General features: G+C 62.3%; 28 protein-coding genes. 8 read left to right on the forward strand and 20 right to left on the reverse strand.

Features of this window, described 5'->3' with window-relative positions:
- Positions 1-42: 42 nt before the first annotated feature.
- Positions 43-171, reverse strand: a complete 129-nt coding sequence (locus PSEMAI1_RS22300; protein ID WP_255327047.1) for a hypothetical protein — start codon at positions 169-171, stop codon at positions 43-45.
- 183 nt (positions 172-354) lie between these two features.
- On the opposite strand from PSEMAI1_RS22300, the gene PSEMAI1_RS0109025 reads away from it, so the two are divergent.
- Complete coding sequence (locus PSEMAI1_RS0109025) at positions 355-609, forward strand: RebB family R body protein (RefSeq protein ID WP_024302560.1); 255 nt, start codon at positions 355-357, stop codon at positions 607-609.
- A gap of 66 nt (positions 610-675) precedes the next feature.
- Here PSEMAI1_RS0109025 and PSEMAI1_RS0109030 read toward each other — a convergent pair whose 3' ends face one another.
- A complete protein-coding gene (locus PSEMAI1_RS0109030) occupies positions 676-1,443 on the reverse strand; it encodes a hypothetical protein (RefSeq protein ID WP_156943106.1) in 768 nt (255 codons plus the stop codon).
- Positions 1,418-1,915: a DUF488 family protein gene (locus tag PSEMAI1_RS0109035; RefSeq protein WP_024302562.1), complete on the reverse strand. Its 498-nt coding sequence runs from the start codon at positions 1,913-1,915 to the stop codon at positions 1,418-1,420. The genes PSEMAI1_RS0109030 and PSEMAI1_RS0109035 overlap by 26 nt, the downstream gene beginning before the upstream one ends.
- Before the next feature lie 122 nt (positions 1,916-2,037).
- On the opposite strand from PSEMAI1_RS0109035, the gene PSEMAI1_RS22175 reads away from it, so the two are divergent.
- A complete protein-coding gene (locus tag PSEMAI1_RS22175; RefSeq protein WP_232219874.1) occupies positions 2,038-2,139 on the forward strand; it encodes a Rha family transcriptional regulator in 102 nt (33 codons plus the stop codon).
- 42 nt (positions 2,140-2,181) lie between these two features.
- Positions 2,182-2,373: a hypothetical protein gene (locus PSEMAI1_RS0109045; protein ID WP_024302563.1), complete on the forward strand. Its 192-nt coding sequence runs from the start codon at positions 2,182-2,184 to the stop codon at positions 2,371-2,373.
- Between the two features lie 82 nt (positions 2,374-2,455).
- Here the strand turns inward: PSEMAI1_RS0109045 and PSEMAI1_RS0109050 are convergent, their stop codons facing one another.
- The 3 genes from PSEMAI1_RS0109050 to PSEMAI1_RS0109055 form a co-directional block, all read right to left on the reverse strand.
- Positions 2,456-4,141, reverse strand: coding sequence for an IS1634 family transposase (locus PSEMAI1_RS0109050; RefSeq protein ID WP_024301533.1), 1,686 nt, complete (start codon positions 4,139-4,141; stop codon positions 2,456-2,458).
- A gap of 560 nt (positions 4,142-4,701) precedes the next feature.
- Positions 4,702-4,836 (reverse strand): hypothetical protein, encoded by a 135-nt coding sequence (locus tag PSEMAI1_RS22305; protein WP_255327048.1) that lies wholly within the window; start codon positions 4,834-4,836, stop codon positions 4,702-4,704.
- 177 nt (positions 4,837-5,013) lie between these two features.
- Complete coding sequence (locus PSEMAI1_RS0109055; protein WP_198019596.1) at positions 5,014-5,703, reverse strand: LexA family transcriptional regulator; 690 nt, start codon at positions 5,701-5,703, stop codon at positions 5,014-5,016.
- A gap of 74 nt (positions 5,704-5,777) precedes the next feature.
- Between PSEMAI1_RS0109055 and PSEMAI1_RS22485 the strand changes: the two genes are divergently transcribed.
- A complete protein-coding gene (locus PSEMAI1_RS22485; RefSeq protein ID WP_369793195.1) occupies positions 5,778-6,020 on the forward strand; it encodes a YdaS family helix-turn-helix protein in 243 nt (80 codons plus the stop codon).
- Positions 6,021-6,232: 212 nt separating this feature from the next.
- Here the strand turns inward: PSEMAI1_RS22485 and PSEMAI1_RS0109065 are convergent, their stop codons facing one another.
- From PSEMAI1_RS0109065 to PSEMAI1_RS0109085, 5 genes are all read right to left on the reverse strand, one after another.
- Positions 6,233-6,577, reverse strand: coding sequence for a cupin domain-containing protein (locus tag PSEMAI1_RS0109065; RefSeq protein WP_024302566.1), 345 nt, complete (start codon positions 6,575-6,577; stop codon positions 6,233-6,235).
- 147 nt (positions 6,578-6,724) lie between these two features.
- Positions 6,725-7,012 (reverse strand): type II toxin-antitoxin system RelE/ParE family toxin, encoded by a 288-nt coding sequence (locus tag PSEMAI1_RS0109070; RefSeq protein WP_024302567.1) that lies wholly within the window; start codon positions 7,010-7,012, stop codon positions 6,725-6,727.
- Positions 7,002-7,247 carry a type II toxin-antitoxin system Phd/YefM family antitoxin gene (locus tag PSEMAI1_RS0109075; RefSeq protein WP_024302568.1) on the reverse strand — a complete coding sequence of 82 codons (246 nt, stop codon included), beginning with the start codon at positions 7,245-7,247 and terminating at the stop codon, positions 7,002-7,004. The genes PSEMAI1_RS0109070 and PSEMAI1_RS0109075 overlap by 11 nt, the downstream gene beginning before the upstream one ends.
- A gap of 220 nt (positions 7,248-7,467) precedes the next feature.
- Positions 7,468-8,118, reverse strand: coding sequence for a HugZ family protein (locus PSEMAI1_RS0109080; RefSeq protein WP_024302569.1), 651 nt, complete (start codon positions 8,116-8,118; stop codon positions 7,468-7,470).
- 119 nt (positions 8,119-8,237) lie between these two features.
- Entirely contained in the window at positions 8,238-8,996 is a 759-nt protein-coding gene (locus PSEMAI1_RS0109085; protein WP_024302570.1) for an SDR family NAD(P)-dependent oxidoreductase, read from the reverse strand.
- A 129-nt stretch (positions 8,997-9,125) separates the two neighbouring features.
- On the opposite strand from PSEMAI1_RS0109085, the gene PSEMAI1_RS0109090 reads away from it, so the two are divergent.
- Both PSEMAI1_RS0109090 and PSEMAI1_RS0109095 read left to right on the forward strand, forming a co-directional pair.
- Complete coding sequence (locus PSEMAI1_RS0109090; protein WP_024302571.1) at positions 9,126-10,031, forward strand: LysR family transcriptional regulator; 906 nt, start codon at positions 9,126-9,128, stop codon at positions 10,029-10,031.
- A 208-nt stretch (positions 10,032-10,239) separates the two neighbouring features.
- On the forward strand, positions 10,240-10,443 hold the full coding sequence (locus PSEMAI1_RS0109095; RefSeq protein WP_024302572.1) for a hypothetical protein: 204 nt from the start codon (positions 10,240-10,242) through the stop codon (positions 10,441-10,443).
- A gap of 193 nt (positions 10,444-10,636) precedes the next feature.
- On the opposite strand, the gene PSEMAI1_RS0109100 is transcribed toward PSEMAI1_RS0109095, so the two are convergent.
- The 9 genes from PSEMAI1_RS0109100 to PSEMAI1_RS0109145 all read right to left on the reverse strand — a co-directional run bounded on the left by PSEMAI1_RS0109100 (position 10,637) and on the right by PSEMAI1_RS0109145 (position 16,561).
- The gene (locus tag PSEMAI1_RS0109100) at positions 10,637-11,026 is read right to left on the reverse strand and encodes a hypothetical protein (RefSeq protein WP_024302573.1); all 390 of its coding nucleotides are present in this window, start codon (positions 11,024-11,026) and stop codon (positions 10,637-10,639) included.
- Positions 11,027-11,316: 290 nt separating this feature from the next.
- Positions 11,317-12,963 (reverse strand): DUF3300 domain-containing protein, encoded by a 1,647-nt coding sequence (locus tag PSEMAI1_RS0109110; protein WP_024302574.1) that lies wholly within the window; start codon positions 12,961-12,963, stop codon positions 11,317-11,319.
- Positions 12,964-13,060: 97 nt separating this feature from the next.
- Positions 13,061-13,519, reverse strand: coding sequence for an SRPBCC family protein (locus PSEMAI1_RS0109115; RefSeq protein WP_232219876.1), 459 nt, complete (start codon positions 13,517-13,519; stop codon positions 13,061-13,063).
- 74 nt (positions 13,520-13,593) lie between these two features.
- Positions 13,594-14,226 carry a hypothetical protein gene (locus PSEMAI1_RS0109120; RefSeq protein ID WP_024302576.1) on the reverse strand — a complete coding sequence of 211 codons (633 nt, stop codon included), beginning with the start codon at positions 14,224-14,226 and terminating at the stop codon, positions 13,594-13,596.
- A gap of 3 nt (positions 14,227-14,229) precedes the next feature.
- Entirely contained in the window at positions 14,230-14,649 is a 420-nt protein-coding gene (locus PSEMAI1_RS0109125) for a hypothetical protein (protein WP_024302577.1), read from the reverse strand.
- A 36-nt stretch (positions 14,650-14,685) separates the two neighbouring features.
- A complete protein-coding gene (locus PSEMAI1_RS21740) occupies positions 14,686-14,826 on the reverse strand; it encodes a hypothetical protein (protein WP_156943108.1) in 141 nt (46 codons plus the stop codon).
- Positions 14,827-14,856: 30 nt separating this feature from the next.
- The gene (locus PSEMAI1_RS0109135) at positions 14,857-15,636 is read right to left on the reverse strand and encodes an anti-sigma factor (RefSeq protein WP_024302578.1); all 780 of its coding nucleotides are present in this window, start codon (positions 15,634-15,636) and stop codon (positions 14,857-14,859) included.
- Positions 15,633-16,163 carry a sigma-70 family RNA polymerase sigma factor gene (locus PSEMAI1_RS0109140; RefSeq protein WP_024302579.1) on the reverse strand — a complete coding sequence of 177 codons (531 nt, stop codon included), beginning with the start codon at positions 16,161-16,163 and terminating at the stop codon, positions 15,633-15,635. The genes PSEMAI1_RS0109135 and PSEMAI1_RS0109140 overlap by 4 nt, the downstream gene beginning before the upstream one ends.
- A 38-nt stretch (positions 16,164-16,201) precedes the next feature.
- Entirely contained in the window at positions 16,202-16,561 is a 360-nt protein-coding gene (locus tag PSEMAI1_RS0109145) for a hypothetical protein (RefSeq protein ID WP_024302580.1), read from the reverse strand.
- A gap of 338 nt (positions 16,562-16,899) precedes the next feature.
- Between PSEMAI1_RS0109145 and PSEMAI1_RS0109150 the strand changes: the two genes are divergently transcribed.
- Together PSEMAI1_RS0109150 and PSEMAI1_RS0109155 are read left to right on the forward strand one after the other, a co-directional pair.
- Positions 16,900-20,304, forward strand: a complete 3,405-nt coding sequence (locus PSEMAI1_RS0109150) for an ATP-binding protein (RefSeq protein WP_024302581.1) — start codon at positions 16,900-16,902, stop codon at positions 20,302-20,304.
- Entirely contained in the window at positions 20,288-21,214 is a 927-nt protein-coding gene (locus PSEMAI1_RS0109155; protein ID WP_024302582.1) for a response regulator transcription factor, read from the forward strand. The genes PSEMAI1_RS0109150 and PSEMAI1_RS0109155 overlap by 17 nt, the downstream gene beginning before the upstream one ends.
- Positions 21,215-21,227 lie beyond the last annotated feature (13 nt).

Genomic DNA, 21,227 nt, shown 5'->3' on the forward strand with positions numbered 1-21,227 from the left:
TACTCAAAGCCTTATTCTGCGCGGCTTCAAGTGCCGCAAACATCAAATCTTGTCCGGTATTTTATCCTGTGCCGCAGCGGTGTTGAGCGGAATGCTGCGGAACAGCACACAGGATAACATGCCGAATATCATGATGCTTGCTTTAGCCGGGTTGAAGGCCTCGAGGTGCATGGCGCGATCCTCCAGTGGGGCGGCCTGTAGCGGCCTCGTGAGTGATTGCCTGCAGCAACAGATTGGGATGTGTACGGAATTTACATGGCTAGGCGTATAGTCATTTCCCATAATGACGCGTGGACTGGCGAACAGCCCGTACACACCCGCCACTCCACCGTGGCTCTTCACAAGGAGAAAGCAATGGCATTCCCAACCCCGCTTAACGGCCAGATCACCGATGCCGTGACTCAGTCAAACGTCAAAGTGATAGGGGAGGCCCCGGCCATGGCCGCAGGGACGATCTACCAGAGCCTCGCTCACTCGGAAGGCATACTGATGGAGAGCGCCGTCGAGAGTCAGCAAGAGCTGAGCTCGGAAGGCGAAGAAGTGGCATCTCAGATGGTAGATTCGATTTATGACGCGGATGGTGGCGTGCCTGAGCAGGATGAGAGCTAAGTCGGCGAGTTAAAGGCCGGAGTCCTTGAGGAGGGTGGTCTTGTTGTCGCCCTCGATTTTGTTCGTCTAAAACAACGCCCCTTGCGCCTCCACTATCTCCAGTTTCGATGACCTCAGCAAGCCGATGGTAATGAACTGCCTCGGGTGGGCCAGCATGGTGCCCAGAATCAGGTGTAGGTTCTGCTGCGGAATCTCTTCCTGATACTTGTAGCGAAGCTGGTTCAGCCCCTCACTTTCGCCATACATCTTTCGGAAATTCCAGTAAGCCGCTTGGACTTCCCAGTCGTGCAGCTTCATCTCGGATTGTTTGCCATTGGACGTGAACCGGAACTTGAAAACGTACTCCGGGGGAGGCAGCGGCGCAGTGGCGTTGTCGTTGAACAGCAAAGACTGTTGATGGACGCTCAAGGCGGCTTCCTGCTCCTCGATCTTGGCCTCTGACAGTTTGCTTACGATGAACTCCACGGATCCGGCATCGGGTTTGATGATGCCTAGGCTGCGGCTCTCGTCGACGTTCTGTTGCCGCAACGTCTCCAGCGAATCCGATACATGGGGCAACCACAAGCGGGGTGAGGACTCGGCCTTGGCTTTTGAACCAGGCTGCTTCATCACCCGAATGGAGTCGGGGTCAAGCTTGTGGCTTTCTGGCCGAGGGTCTTCGCTTTTCCAACAGGTGGCTTCGATAATGTCGAAGCGGTTGAAGCGCTGCTCACGCTTGAGCTGGCGGTAGGGGATGGGGTAAAGGCGAAGAAAAGCGCCGGACTCCATGCAGACGCCGGCGCAGCAGACGGTTTCGTTATAGGTCTTGCTAGGCTGGGGATGCGCCTTGACCAAGATGCAGATTTTGCGTTTTGTCCGATTGTGCATATCGTCTTACACCAAGATGCACCGGGCGCGAACCGGTGAGCACTCCAAGCTCCCTGGCCACCGATGACCGGTGGCACTGCTTGGGGTCGCGCTCGTAGCACATCAGGGCGATGTTCCCGTTAATCTCGGATGACAATTGAATCATAATATCCTGTTGTGATACTAGATATGCATCAAAGTCTTTGAAATATTGCACCCAGTCCCCTGTTGCCTTGAGGTTGTTTCGTACATCCTTGGGCGCGCCCAGGGCGCGGATATGGCGGTATTCAAGGCCGGCGCATGTCACCAGCATGGACAGGGCGGTTTTAGAAAAGCCGGCTTTACGCGACAATGGCATCTCACGGATGTCCAGCAGCACATCCACCTCGGCTTCTTTGAGGGTCTCGATGAAGTCGCCCACATTGGCGCCTTCGTACCCGATAGTGAAAATCTTTTTCATTCTTCGCAAACTCCTGGCCGCAGTGTACCTTAAGCGACTGGCTCGGAGTAATCGATTTGTCATCCTGACAATCGAAATTTAGCATAAAACACGAGTCGTGTTATTCAATGGTGCGGTAGGGCATGCTTGAGCTTTTCTGGGACGTCCGCCGCAAGACTCTGGATAGCAAGCAAATCACCCGCGACGGCTTCATGCTGCTGGCGATGGGGTTCACCGGCAAGTAGGCGCTACTGTGGAAGCTCCGCTACATCGAGGCGTACAACGCGATGGAGGCCCAACTGCACGGGGATGGCTCGTTGCCGCTCGGGCATGTAGCGATCAGCAAGGCCCGTCTCGAACAACTTCGGCTGTACCTGCTGGATTGGAAGGCGTACCGCCTGCATAGCCTGCTCAGTGTGTTGGGCGCGCCGGAGGGAGCGACGCTTTACACCTGCGCTCACGTGCTGGCGTTGGTCTGAGGTATGGCGACGGATACACCCGAGTTCGACAGTAAAAATCGTAAGTTATTGATTCTTCTATGGGTAAGCTTGAAACGCTACCCTACAGAAGGGGCAACTGCTTGCTGGCAGTCGGCTTTTTGACCCGCAAGGCGGACAGGATGTCGGTTTGTTCCTGGCTGATCGATGAGATCCCCGAGATCGGTTGGGTGTTATTCAAGGTCACGCGGTGATGCTGAATCCGCCGTAACAGCGACAGCGCCCGTTCGGGCGACAGGCCGCTTTGGCTGGCGGCAAGGCGCTGGCGCATCACCCGATACAGGATCAACGCCATGAAGCAGATCGTGGCGTGGGCACGGATGCGCTCCGGCAAGCGGTGATAGACCGGCCCAATCTCGATTTCCGACTTGAGCACGCGAAAGCCGCGTTCGATGTCGGCCAGCGACTTGTAGCGCTCGATCACCTGCCCGGGCGTCAGATCGGCGGTGTTGGTGACCAACAGCAGCTTGCCATCCATCAGCCTCGCATGAGCGAGCGCCTGTTCGTCGATGCTGTAATTGAACAGTTCGCTCTTGAGGTCAACCCGGATGATGCGCGCCAGATGCGCTTCGCACACCTCGTGGTAGAACCGGGCACGCGCGCCACCGTCGGATAGTTTGCGCCCGCGACGGCGCTGGCCGGCGTCCTGCGCGTCGAGCTTACCGGTCCATTCAGCGGCTTTGCGCTCCAACTCGGCGATCGTACGGTCACGCTGGGAGCCTTGGTCGGCGGCCGTTTCCGGGTTATGCGCAACGATCAGGCGCAGCCCATCCCACTTGAGTTCGCCGGCCACTTCTTGGCTGGCGTTCTGACAGTGCGCCTGTTGAAACGGCGCCAGCAGTTCGGCGAATTCGCTGTAGCGCCGTCCCGGCACCGCCAGGATGAACTCGAGCGGCTTGCCGCTGGGCAACGTGATCGCCTGCAATTCGGTCAGGTTGTCAGTGGACAGCAGCCCACGGTCAGCCACCGCGATCACGCGCCGGATCGGGAAGCGCTGGATCACCTTCTCGATGGTTGGCTTGAGCGTGGTGACTTCGGCGGTATTACCGTCGAACACTTCGTGGTAAAGCGGGATGCCATCGGCGGTCTGCACCACACCGAGCATGAACTGGCGGGCGATCAGCCCTTCCTTGGCCATGCCAAACTGGCGCACGTCGCCATCCTGCTGCGACAGGCCTTCGGCACGGATCGTGGTCATGTCGTAGAACACCACGGCCAGCTCCTGATCGAGCAACGGGCGTAGCAACGCAGACACGACCTGGTCGACCGCGTCTTGATGCTCGATCAACGCATCCATTGCGCGCAGCAGGTGCTGGTGCTCGATCTCTTCGGCGACGATGCCAGGCAGGCTGACGGTCTCCAGCCAGCGCAGCACGCCGAGTTTGGAGTCGGGATCGCACAGCCGGTTGAGCACCATCACCCGCAGCAGTGCTTCGACGTCGATGCTGTGGCGGGTGCGGCGGAAGGCTTGGCGTAGTTGACTAAAGCCCAGTTCCTCCCAGAGCTCGGTCAGCGCCCAAACGTCACCCAGTGCACGGGCCGATTCGAAGGTCGGTGCGACATGGTCAGGTACGGAACGGCCGGTCAGGCGCAGCAAGCCTGAAATGACGGATTCAAGCTCCGAGCCGATCTGGTCGAGCCGTCCGAGGGTGGCGACGGTGCGCTTTTTGACGCGCCCATCTTCATCCCGATAGGACTCGACCAGTTGAACGTAACGGCGGCTGCCGGACTTGGTGACTTTGACGAACATGCCGCCACTGTAACATGCATGAATACACTGTCAAATATGGCAGCTCTAGCCAATAACGTGCCACCACAAGAGTTTTGGTGAAACCAGCGCTGAAACCCGCATGGTTATTAGATATGAGGAGTCAAAATAGGCCGATTTTGGGCGCGAACTGTCGAACTCGGGGATACATGGTTGTCGAATGGCCAGACACTTACTGCGCTATTGTCAGTGCCGTGTAAAGCGCGGAAAAATCGCTGTTTTGTGATGAACCACATCTCCGGAAGAACTGGACGATGGCAACCCGAGTTCGGCAGTTCGCGTTCAAAATCGGTCTATTTTGACCCCTCATATCTAATAACCATGCTGGTTCCAGCGTGGCTCTCACCAAAACTCGTGCAATGGCATGCTGCATGAAAAAGGCACTTATGTTGACTGTTGGCACAGCTCAGATAGTATGGGGTGAAGCTTTTTTTTATAAAGCGTGCATGCTATATGCATTAATTCTCAAAAATACCTTTCCTAGCCTCTTCTGTAGTGGAGTGTTTTAAACTTCACCACAGAAGAATCAATGACTTACGCGTTTACGGTACAATTTCTAAGTTTTCAAAGTAGCCATTGCTAATGCTGAAAACAAAGACATGATCATCTTCAAGGTCGTCGATTAAACAAAATCCATAACGTTCGTAAATGGCTTGAATTTTTTCTTTGGTATTCATGGCTATTTGCCCGTTTTAATTGACTCTTAGTCAATAATCCCGCTTTTGGTGCGTTAATCTATGTTGCAGGCGATCTATTTTAGGAGTTGGTGTTAGAGAACAGCTGGCCGTTAAGCTGCCCCTTCCAAATTCTATCTTTCCCTTATGGGGGTTAGCTTGCTATATAGCACAGGGACCTTATCCGCCCCTCCACACCATCCACCCAAATACCCTTACCAGCTCCGCCCGCTCCGGCGCTGCCTCGATATCCCGATACCTTTGGTTGTCCGACTGCAGCATCAGCCCGCCACCGGGAACCTTGAACAGCCGCTTGATGTACCACTCGTCGTCGAAGCAGACGGCGTAGACCTGGCCGTCTTTGGGTTGTGTGTCCTCGATGTTGACCATCACGGTGTCGCCGTCCATCAGGTACGGCTCCATGCTGTCGCCCTTCTCGTAGAGGGCCTTGAGGTTGTCCGGGTTGAAGCCCTTGGCCTGCATGTAACGGGCGCGGAAGGCGAGGGGGTCTTTTTCGTGCACCACCCAGGCGATGGAACTGCAGCCGGTCGAGAGGTTGAGGTCGTAGCGCTGGATGAAAACGTAGCCGTCTTCCGCTAGTTCTTCCTGATCGTCCCACTGCACCACGCGCCCCATGGGGGAGGCTGCGCTGCCGTCGTTGCCGAACATCAGTTCGCTCAATGTCATGCCGAACGCCTTGGCGATGAGCTCCAGATTGGCCAGCTTGGGCTCGCGGGTTTCCTGTTCGTAGTTGTCGCTGCGGCTTTGTGCCCCCCCGCAGCGTTTGGTAAGTTCGACTTGGCTGAGGTGCGGCTCTTCTCGCAGGGCTTTGATGTGTTTGCCTAGCGTCAGCATTGGCTGCTTTTCCATGGTGGCCATTTATCCCGTTAGGATAACACTTTATGTGTTGTTATGAATCCATTTGGCGTATGAATACCGAGCGGATGCTCAAAGTGCTTGCTGACGAGGGTGGACGGGCCGTGGTGTTGCAGGTCTGTCAGGTGTCTGCCGCTGCCGTGGGCAACTGGGTCTTGTGTGAGCGCATAGCGGTAGAGCATTGCCCGACGCTGAAACGGCTAACTGCTGGTCGTTGGCGCTACGAGGAGATGTGCCCGGAGGTGGGCTGGGCTATCTGTGTGGCATGGCGGTTCAGGGTGGGCTTGCCCGATCAAGCCGCGCCGGAATGAGTGGATTCGGTTTGTTTTGCCCGGCCTTGTGCTCGGTGAAGGGTGCGAGGCCAAGGCTCGCACGGAGTGCTCACCTTCCCTCTGGGAGAAGGCTGGAGGAGGGCGGTTGATGCTGGCATGGGTGCCCATTCGATTCGCGAATTCTCCCCCGTCAATCGAGGGGGCAGCCGTTGGGCCTCGCTTGGCTCAGCCCAACCTGCTGACTTGAAGGCTCAGGCGAAGACGAAGTACTTGCGCACCGTCTCCACCACTTCCCAGGTGCCCTTCATGCCGGGTTCGATCACGAACACATCGCCGGCCTTCAGGTGCACCGGCTCCTCGCCTTCCGGCGTGATGATGCAGTAGCCGTCGAGGAAGTGGCAGTATTCCCATTTCTCGTAGTTCACCTCGAACTTGCCCGGGGTGCAGATCCAGGTGCCCATGATCTTGCTGCCGTCCTTGGAAAGGTAGGCGTTGAGGTTCACGGTGTGCGGGTCGCCGCCGATGCGCTTCCACTTGGTGGCGTCAACGACCGGAGTGGGGCAGGTTTCGCGCAAGACGGTGATGAAATCGGACATGTCAGCTCCAAACGATCTGATGAAAGGTCCATCACCATAGCTCCAATGCCATGCGGGGAGTGCTCTGGTTTCGACCACGAGATGCCTGTAAACGCATCGGTAGAAAGGCCGTAACGCGCAACACCCCCTCGCGGGGATGGGATCAGGTCAGGCAAGCCGAGACTTTGCCTTTTCGTAGGCTTCGCTTTTGTCTCGTCTACCGACAGCCAGCACGATGATGGTGATACGTTCGTCTTCCACTTGGTAGATCAGCCGGTAGCCCGACTGCCGCAGTTTGATCTTGTAGCAGTCAGGCATATTGTGCAGCTTGGCCGTCGGGATGCGAGGGTTGGCAAGGCGTTCGGCCAGTTTGGCCTTGAACTGTTGGCGGATGCTGTTATCCAGCTTGTCCCATTCTTTCTTGGCGGAAGCCTTGAATTCGAGCTTATAGCTCATCCAGATTCACCGAAATCGATGGCTCGTTTTGGCGTTGGCGGATCAGCTCGGCGTCTTCCAGATCCTCAAGGTAATTCATCAGCCGCTCATACTGTTTGGCCGACAGCAGGTAGGCTTCCGGTCGGTTATGGTTGAGCACAGCCACCGGCGCATCACCTGCTTCACGGAGAACGCCGGCAAAATTACGCTTGAGTTCGGTGACGCTGACCGCCACGTTAGCGAGTACCAGGTCCATGATGTCGCTCCTGCGAGGTTGAAAAGCGGCAGCGCGCTTGCGCTGTGGAATTTGGCATCAAATTCAACATCAAATATATCACTTGCGCCGGAGTTGACCAAGTAGAGGGCAGAGGCAAAGTTTACGGTTATTTGCTGCGTTGCTGATCGAGCCTGTGTCTGCCTGCTACAGGTCAGGTTTGCCGGAGTCGGCCATCATGAGCCGCTCGGCGCCAGCTCCGTCACGCGAGGCGTGTCGCAAGGTTTAATGCGGTTTCCCGTAGGGTCTCTACGCGCAGCGGCCCATCCGGGAACGGCTGCCGTTGCCGCCGGCCGTTGACCTCGTAGTCGATGCCATAGCAGTCGAGGCCGAGCACGCGAATGCCCGGTTGTACCACGGGGAGCACTTCCTGGACGAGATCGGCCTCGGTTGCTGCCGGCAGGCGGCATAGCTCACCCCACTCCTTTTCTTCCATCCAGCCCATGCGACCGATGCCGCCGATGAAGCGGATGCGCTGAGGTTTCAGGCGGAACAGCATGAAGTCGAGGGAGAGGAGTTGTTCTGCACCCGGCTCGTAACGCAGGTATCTCCCCAGCAGTGTCGGTATTGCTTCAATACGTTCTGCGTCGGCAACGAGGGTTGCTCGGGCGGTTGCCTGAACGTCCGTCGCCCCTGCTTGCACGACGGAGAGGCTCACCCTTGGGTCAGCGAGCAGGTTCTTGGTGTGCTCGGCCAAGGCGCTGATGCAGATGACGGGGCTGTGGCTCTCGTCGAGGACATAGGGCACCACGGTGGCGTAGGGGTAACCCGGCAGTTGGGTGGAATGGGTGGCCAAGGTGCCGAATGTCGATTCGTGCAGAAGGGTAAGGGCGGATTCGATCGGGATTTTCACGGGGCAGGCCAGGGGTTCGAGTTGAGTATCCCCGTGAAGATAGTCATTTGCCCGCCCCGTTGCCAGGAAAGCGTGAGTCGTTCAAAAACAGGCCCTGTGTCGAACAGGGCCTGGTCAGATTACAAGAACATCCCTCCCGAAGCTTCGATCCGCTGCGCATTGATCCAGCGGTTGTCTTCCGACAGCAGCGAGGCGATCACGCCGCCGATGTCATCCGGCAGGCCGACGCGGCCGAGTGCGGTTTGCGAGGCGATGAAGGCGTTGATGTCGGCATTGTCGCGCACTTGGCCGCCGCCGAAGTCGGTTTCGATCGCGCCCGGCGCCACCACGTTGACCGCGATGCCGCGTGGCCCCAGTTCCTTGGCGAGGTAGCGCGTCAGCACTTCGACCGCGCCCTTCATCGCCGCGTAGGCGGCGTAGCCGGGCAGGGCGAAGCGGGTGAGGCCGGAGGAGAGGTTGACGATGCGGCCGCCGTCGGCGATCAGCGGCAGCAGCGCCAGGGTCAGGAAGAACACGCCCTTGAGGTGGATGTTCATCAACTGGTCGAACTGTGCTTCGGTGGTTTCGGCAAACGGGGCGTGGATGCCGATGCCGGCGTTGTTGACCAGGAAGTCGAAGCGGTCGCGCTGCCAGTGGCTTTGCAGCACCGTTTGTACCTGTTCGGCGAAGGCCGCGAAGCTGGCGCTGTCGGCCGTGTCCAGCGGCAGGGCGACGGCACGCGCGCCGAGGTGCTCGATTTCGGCTACCACGCTTTCGGCTTCCGCCTGCTGGCTGCGGTAGGTGAGGATGATGTCGACGCCTTTGGCGGCCAGATGCAGGGCGGTGTTCTTGCCGAGGCCGCGGCTGCCGCCGGTGATGAGGGCGATGTGCTGGTTCATGGTGCATTCCTTCCGTTGTCGGGGTTACCCGGGGCGGTAACATGATTGAAGTGTATTGGTCGTCACGATTCAGATAAACGGCGTAAATTTGATTAGACTGTTCGTATGAAACGAATAGTGTGAGACGCCATGAATCAACTGGAAGCCATGCAGATCTTTGTGCGCGTTGCCGAGCTGGCCAGCTTTACACGCGCTGCGCAAAGCGCCGGCCTGCCCAAGGCCAGCGTCTCTACCGCCGTGCAGCGCCTGGAGAGCCTCCTGGGCACACGCCTGCTACACCGGACTACGCGCAAGGTGCAGATGACGCAGGATGGGCAGGTGTTCTATGAGCGCTGCAAGGCGTTGCTGGCGGATATGGACGAGTTGCAGACCCTGTTTCAGCGTGCACCGGCAGCCTTGGAGGGGCGGCTGCGCGTGGACATGTCGATCGGCATCGCCCGTAACATCGTGGTGCCGCGCTTGCCGGAGTTTCTGCAGGCCCACCCCAGGATCGAGGTGGAGCTCAGCAGTACTGATCGCCGTGTGGACTTGGTGCAGGAAGGGTTCGACTGTGTGCTGCGGGTAGGGCGACTGGCCGATTCCAGCCTGATTGCGCGGCCCTTGGGGCAGTTCCGGCTGCTCAACTGCGTCAGTCCCGCTTATCTAGCCGCCTTTGGCACGCCGCATACGCTGGAAGAGCTGGCCGCGCACCGTCTGGTGCACTACGTACCGACGCTGGGGGGCAAATCGCCGGGCTTGGAATACGTCGATAGTGTCGGCGAGGTGCGTTTTGTGCCGATGGCGGGGGTGCTCACCGTCAACAACTCGGAGGCGTATCTTGCTGCCTGTCTTGCCGGGCTGGGCTTGATCCAGGTGCCGGAGCCCGGGGTGCGCGAGCTGCTGGTCAAGGGGGAGTTGGTCGAGGTGTTGCCGGACTACCGCGCGGCGCCGATGCCGGTGTCGCTGCTCTACGCCAACCGCCACCATCTCCCGCGCCGGGTGCGGGTGTTCATGGACTGGGTCGAGGAGGTGATGCGGCCGTTTCTGGTGTCGTAGGTGTGGTGACGTCCACTGTTCTGTCAGTAGAACAATATTTCCGATTTTGGCCGTCTAGTCGTACCAACTCACTGAAACTAGTCTTTATACATCACTGACCGACGATGCCAAGCCGCATGGCGGCATTTTCATCCTCGCCAAGACTGTTTCATGAGGTGAGCAGGGGATGCGTCGGTACGGAGCAGGTCAATCAATAAGGAGCAAAATCATGACCCGGAACGTATCGTTGATGTTGATCGCTGGTGCGATGTTGGCTGGTCCGGCCTTTGCCGGTGGCGGGACTCAGCCGGCGGCTGAGCGTTATATTGCCGCCAAGCTCGATTGCGACAATATGAGCCAGTACCAGAAAGATGTCTGCCTGCGTAGTGCGGAAGAGGTGTACAAGGCGGCCACGGCGGTGTCGGGCGCTTGAGTCCGACGGCTGTTTTTGGACGGTGAGCGCGTTCTGGGCGGCCGGGGTCTGTCACCGTGGCCGACTCGGGCGCGCTTTTCGCCGATGGCGTGGCGAGTCGAGGGTTCGCTGGCGCCAGGCCGGCACCAGCGTCTATAGGGGTTTACTTTCTAGAATCAGCCACCTTACCTAAGTTCCTTTCCGTGACGAAGGCTCAGGGCATGCCGGCGATGGCGGGGAAGCCATCGGGGTGGGGCCAGTCGGCCTCGGTGGGGCTGGTCACAGGGCGGGAGCTCTCGACATCGGTGACGCCGCTCCATTCCGCCGGCGGCTGCATGGCACGGATGCCGCTTGCACAGCGGTTGGCGGCCGCACTGTAGAACTCTGCCGCCACGCTGTCGCATTGCCGCGCGGCCATGAGCCGCGCCGTGTGGAAACCTTCGAGACGAGCCGTGTGGTGCTCGCGCTCCAACTCCTCGATCCTCGCCACCATGGCCAACACGATGTCGGAGCTTGCCAGGACCTCCCGTGCTGCGCAGGGGTCGGCGGCCTCTGCCGCTTCCTTGATGTCGGCCAGCGTGCGGCCGGCGTAAGTTGTGCTCATGCAGCAGTCCTTTCATCAATAGTCACTGGCGCAAAGATCGTCGGTTGCCCGCCACGCGCGAGCGCCGTCATTGACGATGCCAGGACGAACATCATCGTGCTGAATGACATCCATGGTGGCGTAGGGCAGGGAGGCCATCCGTTCTCGAAGCGACTTGGTGATGTCTCCAAGCGGCATGGCCGGGCGGGGGTAGACCTTGGTTTGGGTGATGCCGGGGGCAGGATGCGGGGAGGCTCAGCGGGAGCCGGTAAAGCCCGGGCGCGGTGTGGCCACGCGCACCCGGGCTGGTGCTAGCGTCCGCGATCGCCCCCGCCATGCCCGCGGCCGGGGGTGTCTTCGATGATGAAGGGGCGCTGTTGTGACGAGCCGCCACGCTGCCCACCCTCCGGGCGTTGCTGGAAGGATGGCCTGCCGGAAGGTTGGACTTGGCGAGGTTCGACCTGATGCCGTTCGAACTGGCGGACCTCTCCACGCCGCTCCATGCTGCCGACGTCAGGCCGGGGCGGCCGAGCCTGCTCGGGCCGGATGATGGTGGGCATCTCCTGCGGGCGCGGTGCGCGTGGAATGTCGGCGTCCTGCTGGCGTCGTTCGAAGCGACGGTTGTCGCCGCCTCGGCGCTCGGCGTTGCCGACGTCCGGTCGTGCCTGCTCGGGCCGGATGATGGTGGGCATCTCCTGTGAACGCGGAGTGCGCGGAATATCGACATCCTGCCGGCGCCGTTCGAAGCGGCGTTCTTCTCCGCGGCGTTCGGCGCTGCCGACGTCCGGCGCGCGCGAGCGGCCTTGCTCGGGGCGGATGATGAAGGGCGACTCCTGCGGACGAGGCGTGCGCGGGATGTCGATCTTGCGTTCACCCTGGTTGCCCAGACGGCCGGGCGGGAAGAAGCCCCTGTCGCGTTTCTCGTTGTCGCCACGCGACCAATCCGGCCGCCGATCGAAACGGCGATCCATCTCGGGGCGCCGGGACGGGTTGATGATGGCGGGCATGTCGCGGCGCGAGCCGGCACGGTCCTGAGCTTCAGGCCGCGACAGCAACGGTTGTTGTCGGTCGCGCTGACGGCCGCCGGGGGGGGCCATCCGTTCGGCCTGCCGCGGCGTGAATCCCTGATAGGGGACGTTGCGGCGGTGCTCCGGGTCATGCTCCCAGCGGAACGGGCCTTTGCGCCCGATCCATTCCCGGTGCGTAATGCGCGGCTGGTAGTAGAAGTTGTTGATGTTGATGATCGTGACGTGGCGGCGCGGCCAGTCGAAGCTGCCGAAGAAGAAGCCCACGCTCACCGAGAAGCCGACACCCCAGTAGATACCCACGCTCGGCCCGACGTAGTAGCCGGGCCAGACCCAGTAGAACGGCGGATAGGCCGGCCACCACCAGGGGCCGTACACCACCCACGGGTCGTAGTAGGGTACGTAGACGACGAGCGGGTCGTAGGGTTCGAGCACGATGACCGGTTCGTGGCTGGCAACGCGGACGTAGCGGTTGGAACGCAGATAGCCTTGCTCCCATGCTTTCTCCCGCAGGCGCTGTATCGTGTCCATGACCTGGTCCTCCTGGGCGAGGAAGGCGTTGCCCAGTTCTTCGGTCCATTCCAGGTGGTCGTCCATCATCTGCAGTACCTGGGGAAAGGCGACCAGCGACAGCACGCTGGGGTCCCAGTCGTTGTAGTCGGCGGACCGTACTGCCTGCTCACCCTTCAGGTTGGGGTGGGCGCGTGACCAGCGTGCCGCCTCGACCACCTCGAGCGGGTAGGTCGACGCCATCAATACCTGCGACAGTAGCGAGTCGGGGTAGAGCGCGATGGGAGCGAGCATCTGGTCCAGTTCCGCCTGCGTGTACAGGTCTTCTTCGGCGGCGGCCGGGGGAGCCACGGCCAGACTCATCGCAACGGAGAAAATCAGGATCAGAAACCGGATCAGAAAAGATCGGGTGCGTATGTACATGGTGGGGCCTCCCTTGCTTGCAGAGGCGAGCCGGACAGACAGCGCCGTGGGCGTTTGCCGGACGACTCGGGTTAGCGGGCAGCGTCCTGGCGCCCGCCTAAGCCCTCCTAGACCCTGCCGGGTGTCGATGGGCCATGGCTATCAGCCGGGTACCAAGCAGATGGGCCAAGCCCTGTCCGCCGGCATTCATCACGGCGTTATGGTTCCACTTGAACAGCGGGTGGGCGACCGGTGCGAGCAGGTTCATCCAGCGCTTGGTGGTGCGCACTTCCCAATCGTAGCGGACGACGGTGAGCGTGCCTTCGCGCGAGAAAGTCCAGCAGCCGCAGCCTTCGACTTCTCCGCTCGCCATGCCTTCCAGGCAGACCAGCGGTTCGATGCGGGTGATGCGTATGTCGAAGGTCAGCCGGTACGGCAGCACGCTTTTCCAAGTGTAGCGTTGCACGGCACCCAGCCCGTTGTCGTCGCCGGTTTCCAGATCCAGTACCTGTTCGACACCGCGCCACCAGCTGGGCCAGCGGTTCGAGTGGTAGATGGCGTCCCATACCGCTTCCATGGGCGCCTCCAGGTACCACAGGGTGGAAAACCGGTATTCGGCCATCGCTGTTCGGGTTCCCTGTGTTTGACGGTTCAGGGTTGGAAAAAATCCGCAGGGAGCGGAACGTCAATTTCCACGTCGTCCATCAACACTGTTTCCAGCTCCTTGTCGTCGAGACCGAAACTGACGACCTTGACCGGAAACAGCGTGCGCTCGGCCAGCCAGAGCTGGAAGCGGTGCACACCATCCATGGCTTTGCCCGGCGCACCGGTGACGGCCCAGCGTTGTGTCTGCCACACACCGACGGTCTCCGGGCCGAGCGGCGCGGTGTCGCCTCCCTGCTGCAGGGCCTGGACCGTGCGCAACAGGACGCCGACGTCGGAGCGATCGACACGGCGGCCGTGCGGGCCGTGGATGAGGGGATTGTCCGGGGCCAGCGTCAGTGCCGGCCCACGCGGGCCAAAAGGCCACAATCGTACCTTGCCGCTGTGCGGGTTATAGATCAGCAGTGCTCCCGGATACGGTGCGACGAACTCCATGCGCACGAAGCCGGGCTTGCGCCAGGTGTAACGGATGACCTGGGGTTTGCTGTGTGGCGCGGACGAATGGAGGGTGACCCGGTAGCTGTCGAGTTGGTCGAATTGCTGCCGGGCGGCCGCGACCGGGTCCGACGGGCTGGCGCCAGCCGGGGCGAGCAGGGCGGTGGCGAGCAGTGGCCAGAGCATGGGCTACTCCACTACCTCCAGCACCCCTGCCATGCCTTTCTCGCGGTGGCTCTTGAAGAACAATAGCTTGTTCGGGCACTGGAACGGGTAGCGGCCGGCCACGGTCGGGGTGAAGCGGAAGGTACGCGCCTCCTGGACGAGCCGGCTGTCGATGGCGACCTGGTCGGGCGGCAGCTTGAGCACGAAGCTGTGCGGGATCAGCCCCGCTTCGACGCGGACCGATAGCTCCACCGGGATACCCGCCTTGACCACGAGGTGATCGGGCTTGAAGAAGTAGCTGCCGCCAACGATGGCCACACGCTGGACGCCATCGCTGGCAACGGGAACGCGGTAGGGCTCTTCGGCGGCACGCGCGATGAGGGAGGTGGCGAGCAGGCCGAGTGCCAGCGCCATCCCGGACGGGGTGAGTCTGAATCTGTGCATGGCGGCTCCTGTTTCTCGTTCGATGGCACGCAGGCATCAGTAGCCGCTGCCACCGCCGCCCTTGCTGCCGTCTTGTGTCGGCGCCGGCCGGCTCATGTGGTCGCCCATCATGGTGCAGCCGGTGACGGCCAGGAGCAGTGCCAAGAGGCCGGCACGCAGCCAGTGTTTTCCATTCATGGTGTTTTCCTTCGTCATGGTGAACGGTGGTTAACCGGACCAGGAGCCGGCGTCGCCGCCGAGCGCGTTGCAGGCGTCGACCGCGATCGCCCGCAATCGGGTTTCGTGGCTTGGGCCGGACAGGGCATAGCCCAGACCCCGGCTGGCCCAGTAGATGGTGCGGCGTTCGCCGTCGGGCAGGGGCCGCAGGCCGATCTCACGCTGGGGGTAAGGGGAGATGTACAGCGTCAGGCGGGTGCCTGCCGCGTTCTGATACATGAATTGCGCGGCGGGGCCGGCTTCGCCGGGCAGCAGCCGCCCCCCTACCAGTGCGTAGCCGTATTCGGCAAGCGGTGGAGCCGCCACCGGGCGCATCAGCCGCTTGGACAGCCACGCCAGCAGATGCGCCTGATCGGCAACGGTGACCTCGACCGGATGCCGCTGTTCCGGCGCGTAGACGGCGTAGGCCAGGTCCGCGCGCCGGGCGAAGGCGGGCTGCACCATCTCAGCCGGGAAGATCCGTTCCGGCTGCATGGCACCCGCCAGAAGGCCGAGCACCAGACCGCCGACCGCGGCCGCGCCGAGATACCACCAGGGGGTGCGACGCTGCACGAACAGACTCGCCCCTTCGCTCGGCAGAGGAAACAGTTGCCGGAGGGCGGCATTCTGGCTGCGGTAGTGTTCGACTCGCGCCATCGCTGCCGGGTCGTGCGCCAACTGCTCCAGCAGCTCCGCGCGCTCGGCGCCGGACAATTCGCCGTCGACCAGCGCGCACAGCCGGCGAACGTCGTCGTTTTCCGGGGGGCTGGCGGTGTCGCGAGTCGGGTTCATGGTGCGTGCTTTACTACTTTCAATGGAGTCCGCGTCGACGTCGCGTCCCCGGTCATCGGTTCGGTCAATAGGGCGCGCATGCGCTCCCTCCCGCGCGCGAGGCGCGACATCACGGTGCCGACCGGCACCTGCAAAACCTTGGCGGCCTCCTGGTAGCTGAGCTCTTCCACCGCCACCAGCAGCAGCACTTCGCGCTGCTCCAGCGGCAGCCGGTAGAGCGCCCGCTCCACGTCGCGCAGCAGCAAGCCGTCGATTTCGCTGTTCGGGGCCGGCGTCTGCTGCCACGGCGCCGTTTCGTCGTCGACCGCGACCTCGCGGCGGGAGCGCAGCTGGTCGATGAAACGGTGACGCAGCAGGGTCAGCAGCCACGCGCGCAGGTTGCCGCTCCGCCCCCAATGCCATTTGCGCAGGGCTCGTTCCAGGGTGTCCTGCACCAGATCGTCGGCCCAAGCCGGGTCACGGGTCAGCGCGCGGGCGTAACGCCGCAGGTGCGGCAGCCAGACCAGGAGATCGGATTCGAAACTCATGGCATGGGCCTGGGCATCCCGCCGGGCGGGTCACCCGCTCAGGGCTTGACCGTGTGCCACATGCCCTTGAAGCCGTCGCCCATCTTGTCGCCCGGTTTCTTGTCCTTCGACCAGCGGTACAGCGGGTGACCTTTGTAGGTCCACTGCTTTTTGCCGTCGTCGCGCGTGATCATGCCCCAGTCGCCCATCGCCTTGTCGTACGAGTCGGCGAGTGCCGGCGGCCAGTTCTCGGTACAGCCCCCGGTGCACACGCTGGTGCCTTCGCTATCCTTGTCGAACATGTACAACGTCATGCCGTGCTCATCGACTGCCATGCCGTTCATCATCTTGGGTGGTTCGGCCAGTGCCGGCAGCGCCAGGGTGCCGCCGAGCGCCAGCAGGATCAGTGCTTGTTTCATGTTCTTGCTCCTCGAAAGGGAAGTCGGGAGCCGCTTGGCTCCACCATGGCTGTCAGCAATTCGTCCTGTGTGAAGGGGCGCTGGCAGCCGCCGCATTCCTGAAAACTAAACGTTTGGGCGGCGCGGTTTATTCCCGTGGGACGGTCACGGGTGATACGAAAACGCGACGTTCTTGGTTAAGCGTAGTCGAGCAGAACGGTTGAGTCGCCCGTGTGCACACCGGGCACAAGCGGTCGCTCCGCGGTTGGGCGGTGCGCAAGGCATCGCTGGAGTGGGGTGGCGGTGGCTCTGGCAGGCTTCTTGCATTTTCCTGAGCGATCTCTCGTCAGGAATGCCCTGTGACCGCTCCTCCCAATCGTCCCGCTCCGCTGCAGCACATCGTCAAGGTCCGCCGCGACTACAACGGCTGGGTGGCGCGCGAGACGCTGGAGGATTACGCGCTGCGCTTCACGCCGCGGCGCTTTCGCCAGTGGTCGGCGTGGCGCGTGGCCAATACCGCCTTCGGCGCGGCGTCGTTCCTGGTGCTGGAGGCGGTCGGCGCCACCATGATGGTGGAGGCCGGCTTTCTCAACGCCTTCTGGGCGATCCTGGTGACGGGGCTGATCATCTTCCTCGCCGGTCTGCCGGTCAGCCTCTACGCCGCGCGCTACGGCGTGGACATGGACCTGCTGACGCGCGGCGCCGGCTTTGGCTACATCGGTTCGACCATCACCTCGCTGATCTACGCCTCGTTCACCTTCATCTTCTTCGCACTGGAAGCGGCGGTGATGGCCTACGCGCTGGAGCTGGGCTTCGGCATTCCGCCGGTGTGGGGTTATTTGTTGTGTGCGCTGGTGGTGCTGCCGCTGGTCACGCACGGCGTGACGGTGATCAGCCGCCTGCAGACCTGGACCCAGCCCTTGTGGCTCACGCTGCTGGTCTTGCCCTACGTGTTCGTGCTGTGGCACGAGCCCGCCGCGCTGTCCGGCTTGTGGCACTACGGCGGGGCCGATGCGGGTGGCATGCACTTCGACATGCGCCGTTTCGGTGCCGCGCTGACGGTAGGCGTGGCGTTGATCACTCAGATGGGGGAGCAGGCCGACTACCTGCGTTTCATGCCGCCGCGCACGCCCGCCAACAACGGGCGCTGGCTGCTGGCCTGCATCGTCGGCGGGCCGGGCTGGGTACTACCGGGGGTGGCCAAGATGCTGGGCGGGGCGCTGTTGGCCTGGCTCGCGTTGCGCAACGCGGTGCCGGTGGAGAAGGCGGTGGACCCGAACCAGATGTACCTGGTCGGCTTCTCGCACGTGTTCGACAACACCGTGCTGGCGATCGCGGCGACCACGCTGTTCGTCATCGTGTCGCAGCTCAAGATCAACGTCACCAACGCCTACGCCGGTTCGCTGGCGTGGTCCAACTTCTTTTCCCGGCTTACGCACAGTCATCCCGGCCGGGTGGTGTGGGTGGTGTTCAATACGCTGATCGCGCTGATGTTGATGGAACTGGAGGTATTCCAGGCACTGGGGCAGGTGCTGGGGCTGTACTCGAACATCGCCATCTCTTGGATCATGGCGGTGGTGGCCGATCTGGTGATCAACAAGCCGCTGGGCCTGAGCCCCAATGGCATCGAGTTCAAGCGCAGCTACCTCTACGACATCAATCCGGTCGGCGTCGGGGCGATGGGGCTGGCCTCGCTGCTGTCGGTGTCGGCGCACGTCGGCCTGTTGGGCGAGGTGCTGCAGCCCTTGGCTCCGTTCGTGGCTATGGGCGTGGCGTTGATGGCCGCCCCGCTGATCGCCTGGGGGACGGGCGGGCGCTACTACCTGGCGCGCCGGGCCGACCCCGTTCTAGCTGGGCACAGCCGTTGCGTGGTATGCGAGCGCGATTACGAGGCCGAGGATATGGCGCATTGCCCGGCCTACCAGGGCCAGATCTGTTCGCTGTGCTGCACGCTGGACGCACGCTGCGACGACCTGTGCAAGCCGCACGCCCGGCTGGCCGAGCAGTGGTCGCGGCTGTTGCAACAGCTGTTGCCGCGTGCGTTGCTGCCGTATCTCGAGCGTGGTCTCGGCCATTACCTGCTGCTGATGGGCGGCATTGCCTGTTGCCTCGCCTTGCTATTGGGCTTGCTGTACTACGTCGAGCAGGATGCCGCCGCCGTGGTGAGTCTGCCCGAGCTGTTCCTGCGCCTGTTCGCCGCCTTGCTGTTGGCCAGCGGCGTGATTGCCTGGTGGATGGTGCTGACGCACAAGAGCCGGCAGGTGGCGCAGGAGGAGTCCAACCGCCAGACGCGGCGGCTGATGCAGGAGATCGACTCGCACCGCCGCACCGACGCCAAGCTGCAGCAGGCACGTGAGGCTGCCGAGCAGGCCAACCAGGCCAAGAGCCGTTACGTGTCGGCGATCAGTCACGAATTACGTACCCCGCTCAACAGCATCCTCGGCTACGCGCAGATCCTCGATGGCGACGACAGCATCGCGCCGGCGCACCGCCAGGCGCTGCGGGTGATCCGCCGCAGCGGCGACCATTTGTTGTCGGTGATCGAGGGCAGCATGGACATCGCCCGCATCGAGAGCGGCAAGCTGACGCTGGATATCAAGCCGCTGGATTTCGCTGGCTTCATCGGCCAGATCGTGGCCATGTTCGAGCTGCAGGCGCGCAACAAGGGGTTGGAATTTCATTACCAGCCGGTCGGCGAATTGCCGGCCGTGGTGCGTGCCGACGAGAAGCGACTGCGCCAGATCCTGATCAACCTGCTCGGTAACGCCGTCAAGTTCACGGCGCGCGGCCAGGTGCGTTTCGCCTTGCGCTATCAGTACGATATGGCGGTGTTCGAAATCGCCGACAGCGGGCCGGGGATGAGTCCGGAAGAACTCCAGCGCGTGTTCGAACCCTTCGAGCGCGGCAGCACGGCCGGCGGCGGCAGCGGGCTCGGCCTCACCATCAGCAAGATGCTGGCCGACCTGATGGGCGGCGAGCTGACCGTGGCGAGTGCGCCGGGGCAGGGCAGCACATTCACCGTGCGGTTGTTCCTGCCGCAGGTACACGGCGCCCAGGCTGAAAAAGCCCTACCGCGCCGCCAGCGCATCGGCTACCACGGCCCGCGCCGGCGTATCTTGCTGGTCGATAATGAAACGATGGATCGCGAGATGCTGGCCGCTGTGTTGCAGCCGCTCGGCTTCGAGGTGGAGCAGGCGGCGTCCGGCCAGGAGTGCCTGGACAAGCTGCCTGGTTTCCAGCCGCATCTCGTGTTCATGGACCTGGCGATGCCGGGTATCGACGGGTGGGAGACGCTGCGCCGCATCCACCGCCAGCGCCTGAGCGACGCCAAGCTCGCGGTGATCTCGGCCAACGCCTTCGACAAGGGGCAGGACAACGACGCCGGCATCGCCTATGAAGACTTCATCCTCAAGCCGATCAAGGTCGAGGAACTGCTGGACTGGATCGGCCGCGCCTTGCAACTGGAGTGGATGACACGCGAGCCGGAGGCCTTGGCTCATCCTCCTGTCGGCCTGATGCCGGGAGGACGCGCCGCTGACGCGCTGCCGCCGGCCAGTACGCTGACCGAACTATTCCGGGCACTGGAGCTAGGCTACGTGCGCGGCATCCGCACTGAGTTGGACAAGATCGCTGTGCTCGACCCCCTCTATGCCGGTTTCGTGGCCACGGCGCGTGAACTGGCCAGCCAGCTGAGCTTCGACGAACTGAAAACCCTGATAAGCCAAGAGCGGAAAGACTCCCATGCCCATGACGCCGACTCCTGAGGCCTCCAGCCACAATCTCGTGCTTGTCGTCGACGACGTGCCGGACAACCTGATGATGCTGCACGACGCGCTGGATGAAGCCGGCCACACCGTACTGGTGGCTACCAACGGCGAGGATGCGCTGCAGCGTGCCCGCATGAGCCTGCCCGACGTGATCCTGCTCGACGCCGTGATGCCGGGCATGGACGGTTTCGAGGTGGCGCGTAGGCTCAAGGCCGACGCCGCGACCCAGCCCATCCCCATCGTGTTCATGACCGGCCTGACCGAGACCGAGCACGTCGTGGCTGCGTTCGCAGCGGGCGGCATCGACTACGTGACCAAGCCGCTGCGGCCGATGGAGGTGCTGGCGCGCATCGCCGCCCACGTCAATAGTGCGCGCCAGATCCAGCAGGCGAGCAGTGCGCTCGACGCCTTCGGCCAGGCCTCGCTGTCGATTGCCGCCAACGGCCGCATCACCTGGCAGACGCCGCTGGCGCGCCAACTGCTGGAAACGTATTTCGGTTCGGGCTGCCTGTTCGCGCCGGTGAAGTTGATGGACTGGACGCGCAAGGCCGAACTGGCCACCCGCGAGGGAAGGGAGGTGCCGGCGTTGCTGGAAGCCAACGAAGGCCGCCGGCTGCGCGCTTCGTTTCACGATCAGACCGGCGACGGCGAGTGGCTGGTGGTGCTGCGCGAGGAGAACAATGCCGCCCTGATTGGCACGCTGATGTCGTCGTTCCGCCTGACCCACCGCGAGGCGGAGGTGTTGCATTGGCTGATGCTGGGCAAGACCAATCGCGACATCGGCGACATCCTGGGCACCAGCCCACGCACCGTCAACAAGCATCTGGAGCACATTTTCGAGAAGCTCGGGGTGGAGACGCGCACCGCGGCGGCGGCGTTGGCGGTGACCAGGGTGCGCGGCGGCTGAGCGGATGCCGGGG

The organism is Pseudogulbenkiania sp. MAI-1 (assembly GCF_000527175.1).
Taxonomy (GTDB): Bacteria; Pseudomonadota; Gammaproteobacteria; order Burkholderiales; family Chromobacteriaceae; genus Pseudogulbenkiania.